General features: G+C 71.5%; 13 protein-coding genes. 10 read left to right on the top strand and 3 right to left on the bottom strand.

The features are described 5' to 3' along the window. Positions 1-223 precede the first annotated feature (223 nt). Complete coding sequence (locus ABZ484_RS27830; protein WP_358868668.1) at positions 224-700, top strand: hypothetical protein; 477 nt, start codon at positions 224-226, stop codon at positions 698-700. Positions 701-852: 152 nt separating this feature from the next. On the opposite strand, the gene ABZ484_RS27825 is transcribed toward ABZ484_RS27830, so the two are convergent. Both ABZ484_RS27825 and ABZ484_RS27820 read right to left on the bottom strand, forming a co-directional pair. Further along, on the bottom strand, positions 853-1,272 hold the full coding sequence (locus ABZ484_RS27825; RefSeq protein ID WP_358868667.1) for a hypothetical protein: 420 nt from the start codon (positions 1,270-1,272) through the stop codon (positions 853-855). 342 nt (positions 1,273-1,614) lie between these two features. After that, positions 1,615-1,812 carry a hypothetical protein gene (locus ABZ484_RS27820; RefSeq protein WP_358868666.1) on the bottom strand — a complete coding sequence of 66 codons (198 nt, stop codon included), beginning with the start codon at positions 1,810-1,812 and terminating at the stop codon, positions 1,615-1,617. Between the two features lie 202 nt (positions 1,813-2,014). Here ABZ484_RS27820 and ABZ484_RS27815 point away from each other — a divergent pair, with 202 nt between their 5' ends. From ABZ484_RS27815 to ABZ484_RS27805, 3 genes are read left to right on the top strand one after another with little or no spacing between them, the layout of a single operon-like run. Next, positions 2,015-2,971, top strand: a complete 957-nt coding sequence (locus ABZ484_RS27815) for a sigma-70 family RNA polymerase sigma factor (RefSeq protein ID WP_358868665.1) — start codon at positions 2,015-2,017, stop codon at positions 2,969-2,971. A 57-nt stretch (positions 2,972-3,028) separates the two neighbouring features. Continuing rightward, on the top strand, positions 3,029-3,439 hold the full coding sequence (locus ABZ484_RS27810; protein WP_358868664.1) for a hypothetical protein: 411 nt from the start codon (positions 3,029-3,031) through the stop codon (positions 3,437-3,439). Next, positions 3,436-3,753, top strand: a complete 318-nt coding sequence (locus tag ABZ484_RS27805; RefSeq protein WP_358868663.1) for an EthD family reductase — start codon at positions 3,436-3,438, stop codon at positions 3,751-3,753. Before ABZ484_RS27810 ends, ABZ484_RS27805 begins: the two co-directional genes overlap by 4 nt. Before the next feature lie 236 nt (positions 3,754-3,989). Here ABZ484_RS27805 and ABZ484_RS27800 read toward each other — a convergent pair whose 3' ends face one another. Continuing rightward, positions 3,990-4,250, bottom strand: coding sequence for a hypothetical protein (locus ABZ484_RS27800; protein ID WP_358868662.1), 261 nt, complete (start codon positions 4,248-4,250; stop codon positions 3,990-3,992). 450 nt (positions 4,251-4,700) lie between these two features. Here ABZ484_RS27800 and ABZ484_RS27795 point away from each other — a divergent pair, with 450 nt between their 5' ends. The 6 genes from ABZ484_RS27795 to ABZ484_RS27770 all read left to right on the top strand — a co-directional run bounded on the left by ABZ484_RS27795 (position 4,701) and on the right by ABZ484_RS27770 (position 12,100). After that, positions 4,701-5,141, top strand: coding sequence for an Lrp/AsnC family transcriptional regulator (locus ABZ484_RS27795; RefSeq protein WP_358868661.1), 441 nt, complete (start codon positions 4,701-4,703; stop codon positions 5,139-5,141). A gap of 50 nt (positions 5,142-5,191) precedes the next feature. Next, positions 5,192-8,167: an aminotransferase gene (locus ABZ484_RS27790; protein ID WP_358868660.1), complete on the top strand. Its 2,976-nt coding sequence runs from the start codon at positions 5,192-5,194 to the stop codon at positions 8,165-8,167. Between the two features lie 146 nt (positions 8,168-8,313). Beyond that, positions 8,314-8,928: an XRE family transcriptional regulator gene (locus ABZ484_RS27785; RefSeq protein ID WP_358868659.1), complete on the top strand. Its 615-nt coding sequence runs from the start codon at positions 8,314-8,316 to the stop codon at positions 8,926-8,928. 105 nt (positions 8,929-9,033) lie between these two features. Next, positions 9,034-10,233, top strand: coding sequence for an FAD-binding oxidoreductase (locus tag ABZ484_RS27780; protein ID WP_358868658.1), 1,200 nt, complete (start codon positions 9,034-9,036; stop codon positions 10,231-10,233). Continuing rightward, a complete protein-coding gene (locus ABZ484_RS27775) occupies positions 10,230-10,619 on the top strand; it encodes a (2Fe-2S)-binding protein (protein ID WP_358868657.1) in 390 nt (129 codons plus the stop codon). Before ABZ484_RS27780 ends, ABZ484_RS27775 begins: the two co-directional genes overlap by 4 nt. Beyond that, positions 10,616-12,100 carry an FAD-dependent oxidoreductase gene (locus ABZ484_RS27770; RefSeq protein WP_358868656.1) on the top strand — a complete coding sequence of 495 codons (1,485 nt, stop codon included), beginning with the start codon at positions 10,616-10,618 and terminating at the stop codon, positions 12,098-12,100. The genes ABZ484_RS27775 and ABZ484_RS27770 overlap by 4 nt, the downstream gene beginning before the upstream one ends. The last annotated feature ends 7 nt before the right edge of the window (positions 12,101-12,107 follow it).

The raw sequence follows: 12,107 nt of genomic DNA, 5'->3' as shown, positions 1-12,107 counted from the left end.
CCGCCCCCGACCGCGCGGTAGCCGGTAGGACCGGGCGAGCCCTGAGACCCGTAGCACGGCCTCGGACGCGGCGGCGGAGGGCGCGGTGCTCAGGTCGGCGGGCCCGAGGGTCGGAGACAGTCGGGAGACGTCACGGAGTCCTCACTGCGGAACGATGGCTCGGTGTCGGTCAGTTGTGACGGTCTCGGGGGAAGAGCCGCGCAGGAAGGTGGGAAGATGCGGTGTGCCGTACCGCATCGTCACCGTGACCGGCTCGCACCGCACCGGCTTCGGTCTCCAGGTCGAACCCGCCGTCTCTGTCAAGGAGTTGGCCGCCCGTGTGGCTGACACCGACGTGCCCGTGCGGGGCGACACTCTGCTTCTGCTCTTTCCCGGCGGCCGCCACGGGCGGGCGATCCTCGCGGACTTTGCCCTGGAAGCGTGGCTCGACGGGGACTTGTACCACTGCCGGAGCAGTCCTGATGACCCTGAGTTCACCCTCGTCATCGGCACCCAGCGCGGACCGGAGGATCTTCCGCCCGGCACGGAGATCTGGCTGGACGACGCGGCTCCCACCGGCGGTGCGCGAAGCGGTGGCTGGAGCCGGATCATCGCACAGCTTGACGAACTGCCGTGGGTAAGGGTCGATCTCGACGCGGACTCGGAGGGGATGCCGTCACCTCGGTCGTCCACCGAGCCACGCGAAGATCCGATGACCTGATGTTCCCAGGGCACGCCAGAGAGGCGGCCGGGGTCGGGGTCGTACCCCGCCGGCCACAGCACACGGCGTGAGAATCCACAGGCCGGCTGTTTCCGACGGATTGGGCGAGAGCCGCCGCTCCGCCACGTTGATCACGAGCCGGATTGAGCTTGTCAGCAGCGTGCCTTGCGGCCCCAGGCGGAAACGACCGGAAAGGCGGTCAGGTCGAGCCGTCCGGCATCGACGTTGGCCAGATGCTGTTCGAGCTCTTCGGCGGTGACCATCCCGGAGGCGATCAGACGTTCTCGCGCCCGTTCGATCATGGTCCGCTCGAACCGGACCTCGGCGTGCCCGGCGAGGGAGAAGCATGCCTCGGCTTGGACGTCGACGAGGTCGGCGTCGCGAAGCCGACGGGTCAGTGTGCGTCCGTAACCCAGGTCCGTGCGGCGGGCCTGGAGCGTCCAGCATGCCTGCCGGATCCGGTTGGCCAGCTTCTGGGCGGGGCCCGTCTCGTCAGGGCAGGCGAGGGGTTGCAGTCGGGAATCGGCGGACTCGATCAGCAGCCGGCCCCCTGGCCGCAGGGCTTGCGTCATGGCGTGCAGGGCCGCGTCGCGGTGGGAGATGTGCTCCGATGTCGTGCCGGCGGACCTCGTACGGGACTTCCTCCGTGCCGTGCAGGAAGGTGACGTCGATGTCGGTGGCCAGGACATGACCTTCGGAGCCGACGCGCCGGGCCAGCCATGTCGGCACGGTGGCAGCTCCGGCGCCGACCTCCCAGCAGCGCCACCCGGCGGCGATGCCGAGCCGGTCGAGGTGGCGGAAGGTGTTCGCGTCGAACAAGGCGGCGAGCGTGTCGTGATGCTCGCGCACGAGCTGCTGCCGCCTGTCAACCACCTCCGCGAACGGACGCGGGGCAGCGCCCGCCGCCTCGTCGCTCATGACCCGGCTTCCGTCTCGCCGCCGAAATTGCGGCGCAGGGTTTCGCCGTTCGGCGTCCCGCCGAGAGCCGTGGAGATCTTGTCCCAGGACCAGCCGGCAGCACGTGCCTCCCGCACTGCCAGTGTGATCGCGCTCTGGGCAACCCGTCGCGCGTCCACCGCGTTCTTCATCAGCTCTTCGATCGTCGCCGTCATGCCAGAAAATATGCCACAGAATGTGGCACGAGTCGAGCAGTAGATGTACCGGGCTCGGCCGGGGCTTATACGCGGTCATCGCCACGGGCGTGGCCCCGGACTGCTTGCCACCGGGCGCCGGACCGGGAGGGCGCCGGCCGGCGCCTGGTGACCGTACTGACTCATTGCGCCGAAGCCTCGCCCCCGGGGAGCCCAGGACGGCGTGCGGCATGATGGGCCGGTGGAATTCGAACCGTACCGGGGTGAGTTGACGGCGTACTGCTATCGGATGCTGGGCTCGTTCCACGATGCCGAGGACCTCGTGCAGGAGACGCTGCTGCGCGCCTGGAAGGCCCGGGACCGCTACGACCCGGCGCGGGCGTCCGTGCGGACCTGGCTGTACCGGATCGCGACCAACGCGTGCCTGACAGCACTGGAGGGGCGCGGGCGGCGGCCGCTGCCCTCCGGGCTGGGGGCGCCCAGCGACGATCCCGGGGCGTCGCTGGCGCCGGCGCTCGACGTGCCCTGGCTGGAGCCGTTCCCCGACGCACGGTTCGACCCGGAGGTGCGGACCGACCTGCGACTGGCGTGGGTCGCGGCAGTGCAGTACCTGCCGGCGCGGCAGCGGGCGGTGCTGGTTCTGCGCGAGGTCCTTGGGTTCTCCGCCGCGGAGGTCGCCGAGCAGCTGGGGACCACGGTCGCGGCGGTCAACAGCGCGCTCCAGCGCGTACGTGCCGCTCTCGCCGGGGCGGGCGATGCCGACGCGGTCACCGAGCCGGACGATCCCGAGGTGCGTGCGGTGGTCCAGCGGTACATGCACGCGTTCGAGGCGGCGGACGTGCCGGCACTGGTGCGGCTGCTGGCCGATGACGCGGTGCTGGAGATGCCGCCCGTTCCGCTGTGGTACCGAGGCAGCGGCGACTACGGCCGGTTCATGGAGCGAGTGTTCGCCCTGCGCGGTACCGGCTGGGCGATGCATGCGCTGACCGCCAACGGGCAGCCCGCGCTCGCCGCCTACGCGCCACAGTCCGGCGGCGGCCATCGCCTGCACACCCTGCAAGTCCTCACCGTCACCGCAGGGCGGGTCGCGCGCAACGTCGTGTTCGCCGATCCGCGCGTCTTCGACGCCTTCGGGCTGCCACGCGAGACTCCCGCCGACGAATTCCGGCGGGAGCGATGAGTCGGGGCGGTGCGACCGGTACGTACCGGTGAACACCGAACCGAAGGGAAACCCCACATGAGTATCAGCGTTGCCACGTTGATCACACCGGACGGAATCATGTCCGACCCGGGCGGATCGCCCGGCGCGCCGCTGGGCGGCCGGACGTCCGGACACGGCGGAAGAGCGGTGGGCATGGAGGACGGATACCGCCTCGGCCGGGCGCTGGACGAGAGGGTGCCGCCGCTCGCACGCCTCACCTGGCAGAGGTCGGCGCGGATCCGGCCCGGCCGCCGGGATCCGTACGCCGCATGGATGCACGCGGCGGCGAAGCCGGCCACCTCCCGCACCCCGTCCGACGCCGACACCTCGGCCCGAGCCGACCTCCGGCTCTTCCCCGCCCACGGCCCACGTACCGACCTGGAACTGCCGGACACCGAGCACATCGGTCCCGCCGTCCTCACCCAGTACCGGAGGGCTGCCCGATGACAGCACGCTTCCTCGCCCTGTACGAGACGCCCACGCACCCCGAACTCTTCGACCAGCACTATCGCGATGTCCACATCCCGCTCGCACGGCACCTCCCGGGGCTGCGCCGTTACACGGTCGGCCGGGACCTGGTCGCCGTTCGAGGCGGCTCCCCGTACTACATGGTCGCTGAGCTGGACTGGGACACGATGGACGAGTTGCGCACCGCGTTCGCCTCAGCCGAGGGACGCGCGTGCGGCGCCGATGCAGCGCGTCTCCAAGAACTCGCGCCCTTCCGCACCATGATTTTCACCGTGGGCGACAGCGTTCTGTAGGCGATCTCGGCGGGTCGAAGGCATCGGTCGATGGCAGCGACCGAAGGCATCGGTCGAAGACATCGAACGAGCGGGCCCTGCGAACCCAGCCGAATCCGGCTGCGCACACTCATCTCCCCCTCAGCAGAGGCGATCTGACGGCTCGTCGCGCAGCTGCGTAAGCCGGGGGCACGGCTTACGCAGCTGCAGCTGTACCGCCTCGACGCCGACCTGCCATGCCCCGGCGTCAAAGCGTGTCACCTGCCGGAGCTGAGCCAGTGGTGCAGGGCTTCGTGCACGCTGTCGGGCAGTGCACTGAGCGTCTCGATCGCTTCCCGGTCTCCTGGCCAGGGGGCGATTCCGGCCGTGGTCAGCGCCGCGTACAGGTTCAGGCGCCGCAGGTCGCGAGGATCGATGCGGCAGGCAATGCGGTCTGCGGGGTTGGGCGGCGCCAGCAGGAAGTCGTCCGCCGGGGCATGCTCCCACGGTCGATCGGTTGATGCGGTGGCGGTCTGCATGATCTCGCTCCGTTCTGACCCGTCGCGGTGCGAAGGCGGTGTCGGCCGGACGGCCGCGCACCACACCCTCCCCGCCGACACGGGAAATACGCGCAATACACGAGCGATGTTACGGATCACCCATAATTCTGCGACTCTCGCCTGCATGCTCCATCAATGCACGGAATCCTCCTTTGCTGCCCCATCAGGCGGTGCCACCACCACGAACACCGCTCCTCGCCCCCACCCCGCCACCCAGCCCCCACCCGAAAGTGAGTAACAACCACAGTCTCCACCGACGATGACGGCGACAGCAGCGGCACACGCTCAGGACTGTGGAGTGCCGACGAGGCGAGTACACGCGATTCGATCGAATCGATCGTTCCGATACTTGATTCGAGCGTGCAGATCCAGCATTGTGCTTGAAACAGGCGTGTAGATTGCCGTTTACGCCGGAGAGAAGGGTGCTGCATGGACGACACCGACCGGGCCATCCTGCGGGAGCTGCAGGTCGACGGCCGGATCCCTTACGCCGATCTGGGCCCGAAGGTGGGGCTGTCCCCCTCGGCCGCACGGCTCAGGTTGCAGCGGCTGATCGACACCAAGGCGGTCCAGGTCGTCGGAGTGACCGACCCGATGACCATGGGCCGGCAGACGATGGCACTGCTGGGCTTGCGCGTCGACGGCGATGCCCGGGCGGTCGCCGATGAACTGTCGCGGCACGACGAAGTCGTGTACACGGTCCTGACGGCCGGCGGCTTCGATCTGTTCGCGGAGGTGGTGTGCAGCCGGCCCCGGGATCTTCTGGACTTCATCAACGACGTCGTGCGGCCGGTCGAGGGTGTCGCATCCGTGGAGAACTTCCCGTACTTCGGGATTCACACGCACCGCTTCTTGTGGCATGTCGACTGAGGCATCCGAGCGTTTCAGCCCTGTTTGCCCACACCAGCCGAGGAACCTGCATGCTGCCCGACGAGTACCGCACGATCGACTTCTTCACCGAGGACGCCCTTCCCGTACCCCGCGTGGCGCCGGCCGAGGCTGCGCTCATCGCCGCCGAACACCTCGGCGTCACTGCTCGCGCACAGTCGCTGGGCAGCCAGCAGGACGCCAACTTCCTGCTGCACGCCGACGACGGGACGCCCGCGGCGATTCTGAAGATCGCCAACCCCGCCTTCGGTGCCGTAGAGATCGAGGCTCAGGACGCCGCGGCCGATTCGATCGCCTCGGCCCGCCCGGAACTGCGCATCGCCACCGTCCTGCGCGGCCCCGACGGTTCCCCGCGTCGCGCAACGGTGGACACCGAGAACGGTCCGGCCGTCGCGCGCCTGCTTCGCCACCTGCCGGGCGGCACGCTCTCGGGACCACGGCACCTGTCCCCCGGCACCGTGGCGGCCATGGGCACCATCGTCGGAAAGGTCAGCACCGCACTGCGCGACTTCCGGCACCCGGGCCTTGACCGCGTACTCCAGTGGGACCCTCAGCACGCCGATCGCGTCGTCGCCAAGCTCGCCGGGTACATCGCCGAGCCCGACCGGCGCACCGCTGTCCAGACCGCGACCGCCGAGGCCTGGACACAGGTCCAAAGGCTCGCCGCCGCGCTGCCGTCGCAGGCCGTACACCTGGACCTCACCGACGACAATCTGATCTGCCGTCCCGAGACCCGTCCGCCGATGCCGGACGGGGTCATCGACTTCGGTGACCTGACCACGAGCTGGGCGGTCGGCGAACTCGCCGTGTCGCTGTCCTCGATGCTCCACCACGACGGCATCGAGCCTCACCACCTGCTGCCGGCCGTCCGCGCCTTCCACGACGTTCGACCGCTCTCCCCCGAGGAGGCGGAGGCGTTGTGGCCGCTCGTGGTCCTGCGCGCCTCCGTCCTGGTGGCCAGCGGGCGGCAGCAGGCCGCCGTCGACGAGGACAACGCCTATGCCGAGGCCGCCCTCGACCGCGAGTGGCGCATATTCGAACAGGCCACCTCGCTGCCCCTCCCGGTGATGATCCACCTCGTCAGGGAAACGACCGGCATGGCCGGCGCGCCTGCCCGAACCGTGCGGGCCGGTACGCCCGTGCGCCCCCTCGTGCGGGGCCTCGCCGCCGGCGACATCGCCCTCCTCGACCTGTCCACCGACGGCGATTCCATGGACGACGGCGCCTGGATGGACGCCGGCACCGAGGCCCGGCTGGCGGCGTCCGCGCTCGCGGACGGAGCGGCCGCGGTCGCCACCCGGTACGCCCACGCGCGGCTCACTCGGACACCGGCGCTGTCATCGGTGTCCACGGCCACGGTGCCCACCGGAATCGACCTCTGGCTCGGCCGGGATGCCCTGGTGCAGGCGCCCGCCCCGGGGCGGGTCCTCGCCGCGGCACCGGGCCGGGTGGACCTCACCTACGGTGCGCGGACGCTGTCGCTGTCCTTCAGCCTCTCGGTCCGGCCCGTGGTCAGCGCCGGTTCGACGGTGCAGGCGGGCGAGGACATCGCCCGCCTCGGCTCCGGCGCCTCGGTCCACGTCGCGCTGCGCGCCGCCGACGGCCCTGCTGTCCCGCGCCTGGTGCGGCCCGAGTACGCCGCCGGCTGGCTCGCGCTGACCGCCGACCCCGCCCCGCTCCTCGGCCTCCCGGTCGGCGCCGACCGCACCCGCGAGAGCGACCTGCTCGACCGGCGCGACGCCGCGTTCGCCACCGTACAGGAGCACTACTACGCCAACCCTCCCCGTATCGAGCGTGGTTGGCGTCACCATCTGCTGTCCACCGAGGGCCGCTCGTACCTCGACATCGTCAACAACGTCACCCCGTTGGGACACGCTCACCGTCGCGTCGAGGAGGCGGTTTCCCGGCAGCTGCGACGGCTCAACACCAACTCGCGCTTCCACTATGCCTCGGTGGTGGAGTTCACCGAACGGCTCGCGGGCCTCCTTCCCGACCCCTTGGACACGGTGTTCCTGGTCAACTCCGGTTCCGAGGCGGTGGATCTGGGTCTTCGGCTGGCCATCGGCGCCACCGGCCGGCACGACGTGGTCGCACTGCGCGAGGCCTACCACGGCTGGACGTACGCCTCCGACGCGGTCTCCACCTCGCTCCAGGACAACCCGAACGCCCTGGCCACCCGCCCGAGCTGGGTGCACACGGTGGACTCGCCCAACTCCTACCGAGGCCGGCACCGGGGGGCTGATGCCGTGCGGTACGCGCCCGAGGCCGTCGCGGTGATCGACGAGCTGGCCGCTTCCGACCGTCCGGCGGGAGCGTTCATCGGCGAGACCTTCTACGGCAACGCCGGAGGAGTCGCCCTTCCCGAGGGCTATCTCGCCGAGGTGTACGCGGCGGTTCGACGCCACGGCGGCCTGGCCGTCGCCGACGAGGTCCAGGTCGGATACGGCCGTCTGGGGCACTGGTTCTGGGGCTTCGAGCAGCAGGGGGTCGTCCCCGACATCGTCTGTGTCGCCAAGGCCATGGGCAACGGGCACCCCCTGGGTGCCGTCATCACCACCAAGGAGGTCGCCGACCGCTACCGCGATCAGGGCTATTTCTTCTCCTCCACCGGTGGCAGCCCGGTCTCCAGCGTTGTGGGCCTCACCGTCCTGGACACCCTGCGCGACGAGGACCTCCAGGGCAACGCGGTGCGCGTCGGCGGCCATCTGAAGCGCCGGCTCGAAGCACTGGCCGACCGCTACGGCATCATCGGCGCCGTCCATGGCACGGGCCTCTACCTCGGCCTCGAACTCGTCAGGGATCGCACCACCCTGGAGCCGGCCACGGAGGAGACCGCCGAGCTCTGCGACCGCATGCTCGACCTCGGCGTCATCGTCCAGCCCACCGGGGACCACCTCAACATCCTGAAGATCAAGCCGCCACTGTGCATCGACTCCACCGCCGCGGACTTCTTCGCCGACATGCTCGACCTGGCCCTCGCCCAGCTCGGCCACGGCCGCACCTGGTGACACCCGCGTACGTGCCGGAAGAGGTGGTGCACTGCGGGAGAAGGCCCCATCCTGATCCGTGTGACGAACGCGCCGCCACAATCGTCGTACGGTATAGCGAACGGCAGTAGAGAGGTAAGCGACAGTAGAGAGGTAAGGGTGAGGTTGTGAGCGTCTCCGAGGGTTCGGTCCGGGGCATGCTGGCGGCCAATCTGAGACGGGCCAGGGCACAGCGGGGGCTGTCGCTCTCCGAGCTGTCCAGGCGTTCGAAGATCGGCAAGGCGACGCTGTCGCAGCTGGAATCCGGAACGGGCAACCCCACCATCGAGACGGTGTTCAGCCTCTCGAGGGTGCTCGAGGTGCCGATCTCGGACCTGCTGGACGCCAGGCCGGCCGGTGAGCTGACCGTGGTGCGCGCGGCGGAGACGGAGGTCCTCAGTGGCGAGGGCGTGGATCTGCGGCCACTGCAGCGGATCGAGTCCGGTGATGCGGTCATCGAGGTCTTCGACCAGCGGGTACGGTCCGGGCGCCGGCAGGAGTCACTCGGCCATGTCGGCACTGAGCACACCATCGTGCAGGCCGGCCGGCTCGGTGTGCGAGTGAAGGACGACGAGGTGGAGCTCGGGCCGGGCGACTACGTGTGCTTCGACGCGTCGCGGCCGCACAGTTACATGGCGCTCGACGGCGAGGTCCGCTCGGTCCTGCTGCTGCAGTACCGGGCGGAGCAGCGGCTCCACCTGTCCGACCCGGGACCCGGCGGCACCCGCCCGGCGGAGGGATAGCCCGCCGCGGCGAGGCCGCGGAACTCTCTTCGGCGTGACCGTTGACAGGCCTCTTGTCCGGTCATACGTTTCCCGTCGTTCGGTTCAACGAACGGAGAGAGTTCGATGTACGGAACGTCGGCAGTGGTTGTGGGTGCCGGAATCGTCGGCTGCGCCTGTGCCCGCGAGCTGGCCCTGGCCGGATTCGAGGTCACCGTCGTCGAGCGCGATGCCGCCGCGTCGGCGACCACGGCGCACGGGGAGGGCAACGTGCTCGTCTCCGACAAGGGACCGGGTCCCGAGCTGCAACTCGCCCAGTTGTCCCGGCGGTTGTGGCCGCAGGTGCTCGCGGCTGTCGCCGAGCGGTCCGCGCACGCGGCGCGGGCGGTGGAGTGGGAGCCCAAGGGCGGCATCGTCGTGGCGACCACCGATGCCGGAGCCCGCGAGCTGACCCGCTTCGCCGCCGGCCAGCGCACGGCGGGCGTGCACACCGAGATCCTCGACGCCGACGCGCTCGCCGCGGCGGAACCGTACGTCACCCGTGACCACGCCGCCGCCGTTCACTACCCGGAAGACGCCCAGGTGCAGCCTGCCGCCGCGGCCGCCGCCCTGCTCACCGAAGCCCTCGCGGCGGGCGCCACCCTGCGGACCGGCTGCGAGGTGCTCGGTGCGCTCACCCGCGGCGAACGGATCACCGCGGTCCGCACCTCGACCGGCCTGCTGGAGGCGGACTGCTTCGTCAACGCCGCGGGCCCCTGGTCGGGCGAGTTGGCCGCGCGTCTGGGTGCCCCGGTGGACATCCGGCCCCGGCGCGGCGACGTGCTCGTGACCACGCCCGTGCCCCCGATGGTCTTCCACAAGGTCTACGACGCGGACTACGTGGGAGCGGTCGGCAGCAGCGCGGAGGAGCTTCAGACCTCGGCGGTGGTGGAGTCCACCCGTGGCGGCAGCCTGCTCATCGGCTCCTCGCGCCGCCGCGTCGGGTTCGACGACCGGCTGCGCCCCGCGGTCCTCTCGGCCGTCGCCGCCAAGGCGCTGCGGCTCTTCCCGGCGCTGGCCGGGGTGCCGGTGATGCGCGCCTACGGCGGATTCCGGCCCTACGTCCCCGACCACCTGCCCGTCATCGGCGCCGACCCCAGGCTGAGCGGTCTCTGGCACGTCGGCGGCCACGAGGGCGCCGGCATCGGTCTGTCGGTGGGCAGCGCGCGGCTGCTGCGCGAGCTGATGCTCGGTCAGCCGACGGAGCTGGACACGACCCCGTTCCGAGTGGACCGTCCCGCCGTGCTGGGCGGCCGCCCGGCCCCCGCGAGTGAGGAGACGGCATGAGCCCCAGACGTGTCCGCGCCGAGTCCGACGCCGTCGGACGGCACGAGAGGCCGCTGCGGATCACCGTCGACGGCGAACCCCTCGACGGCATCGCGGGCCAGACGATCGCGGGTGTCCTGCTCGCGTCCGGCCGCCTGGCCTGGCGGCGGGGACGCTCCGGCGCACCTCGCGGGGTGTTCTGTGGCATCGGCGTCTGCTTCGACTGTCTGGTGACCGTGGGCGGCGAGCGCGACGTCCGTGCCTGCCGCCGCCGGGCCCATGACGGCGACGTGGTGACCACACAGGACCGGCAGCCGAAGACGGAGACCGGACCGGCGACCGGCCCGGCGACTGGCCCCGGGGACCAGAAGCACCTCGGCCTGCCGGCAGAGGAGGAGGAGAGGTGACGGCGCGCCATGTGGTCGTGGTCGGTGCGGGCCCCGCGGGCCTGGCCGCGGCGGAGGCCGCACTCGGTGCCGGCGCCCGGGTCACGCTCATCGACTCGGCGGACCGGCCCGGCGGCCAGTACCACCGCATGCCGCCCGAGGCCTACGGCGCCGCTCGCCCCGAGCGGCTCCAGCACGGCCGGCGGGCCTTCGACCGGCGCCGCCGCCGGGTGCTCACCCACCCGCGGTGCGCCTGGTGGCCCGAGACCTCGGTCTGGGCCCTGGAACGCCCGGACCCGCACGAGCCCGGAGTCCCGCGGGTGCACGTGGTGCGCGGCCCGGCCGACGGCGGCCGAAGAAGCCGCCTGAGTCTCGACCCCGACGCGCTGGTGCTCGCCGTGGGCGCCCACGACCGAGTCCTGCCGTTCCCCGGCTGGGAGTTGCCCGGTGTCTTCACCGCCGGCGCCGCGCAGGCACTCGCCAAGGGTGAGCGGGTCGTCGTCGGTGACCGGGTGGTGGTGGCCGGTACGGGACCCTTCCTGCTGCCGGTGGCCGCCTCGCTGCTTCAGGCAGGCTCCCGCGTCCTGGAGGTGCTGGAGGCCAACACGGTGGCCACCCTCGCCCGCGGGTGGGCACGGCGGCCCTGGCAGTTGGCCGCATACGGTGGCAAGGCCGGTGAACTCGCCGCGTACACCGCCTTGTTGCTGCGGCACCGGGTGCCCTGCCGCGCCGGCCGGACGGCCGTCGAGGCACGCGGCGACGGCAGGGCGGAGGAGGTCGTCACCGCCCGGCTGCGTGCCGACTGGTCGGTGGTGCCGGGCACCGAGCGCGCGGTCCCGGTCGACGCGGTATGCGTCAGCCACGGCTTCAGCCCGCAACTGGAGCTGCCCGTGGCCGCCGGTTGTGCGCTGCGCGGCACACCGGGCGGTGAGTTCGTCGCCGTCGACGACGACCAGCGCACCAGCTGCCCGAACGTGTACGCGGCCGGCGAGATCACCGGCATCGCGGGCGCCCCGGCCGCACGGGCGGAGGGCGCGCTCGCCGGATGGCTCGCCGCCGGTGGCGCCCCGGACACCCCCGCCCTGGGCCCGCTGCGGCGCAGCCGGGACCAGGGCCGTGCCTTCGCCGAGCGGCTGGCCGGCGCACACCCCATCGGTGCGGCGTGGCCAGAGTGGCTGCGCCCCGAGACGATCGTCTGCCGCTGCGAGGAGGCCGACTACGCCTCGCTGTGCCGGGCCGCCGGCAACGCGGCGAGCCGCGGCGCGCGGGTCGCCAAGTTGGAGACGCGTGCCGGTCTCGGTCCCTGCCAGGGCCGTATCTGCGGCCCCACGGTCGCCGAGCTCGGCGCTCGGCTGACCGGCCGGACCGCCGAGTGCCCGGCCGACGGCCTGCCGGCCGCCGGACCTCACCACCGGCCGATCGCCCAGCCCATCCGGCTCGGCGAACTGGCCGCCGCTCCCGAACCACTCCCCGACGACACCGAATCCCACCCCCCGATGTAGGAAGACG

The organism is Streptomyces sp. NPDC006393, assembly GCF_040628575.1.
In the GTDB taxonomy this organism is placed as follows: domain Bacteria; phylum Actinomycetota; class Actinomycetes; order Streptomycetales; family Streptomycetaceae; genus Streptomyces.
This window is presented reverse-complemented; position numbering and strand designations above follow the sequence as displayed.

Coding starts and splice junctions, on each gene's coding strand:
- ABZ484_RS27825 (WP_358868667.1), bottom strand. CDS start 1,272: ATGACGCAAGCCCTGCGGCCAGGGGGCCGGCTGCTGATCGAGTCCGCC.
- ABZ484_RS27820 (WP_358868666.1), bottom strand. CDS start 1,812: ATGACGGCGACGATCGAAGAGCTGATGAAGAACGCGGTGGACGCGCGA.
- ABZ484_RS27810 (WP_358868664.1), top strand. CDS start 3,029: ATGAGTATCAGCGTTGCCACGTTGATCACACCGGACGGAATCATGTCC.
- ABZ484_RS27805 (WP_358868663.1), top strand. CDS start 3,436: ATGACAGCACGCTTCCTCGCCCTGTACGAGACGCCCACGCACCCCGAA.
- ABZ484_RS27800 (WP_358868662.1), bottom strand. CDS start 4,250: ATGCAGACCGCCACCGCATCAACCGATCGACCGTGGGAGCATGCCCCG.
- ABZ484_RS27795 (WP_358868661.1), top strand. CDS start 4,701: ATGGACGACACCGACCGGGCCATCCTGCGGGAGCTGCAGGTCGACGGC.
- ABZ484_RS27790 (WP_358868660.1), top strand. CDS start 5,192: ATGCTGCCCGACGAGTACCGCACGATCGACTTCTTCACCGAGGACGCC.
- ABZ484_RS27780 (WP_358868658.1), top strand. CDS start 9,034: ATGTACGGAACGTCGGCAGTGGTTGTGGGTGCCGGAATCGTCGGCTGC.
- ABZ484_RS27775 (WP_358868657.1), top strand. CDS start 10,230: ATGAGCCCCAGACGTGTCCGCGCCGAGTCCGACGCCGTCGGACGGCAC.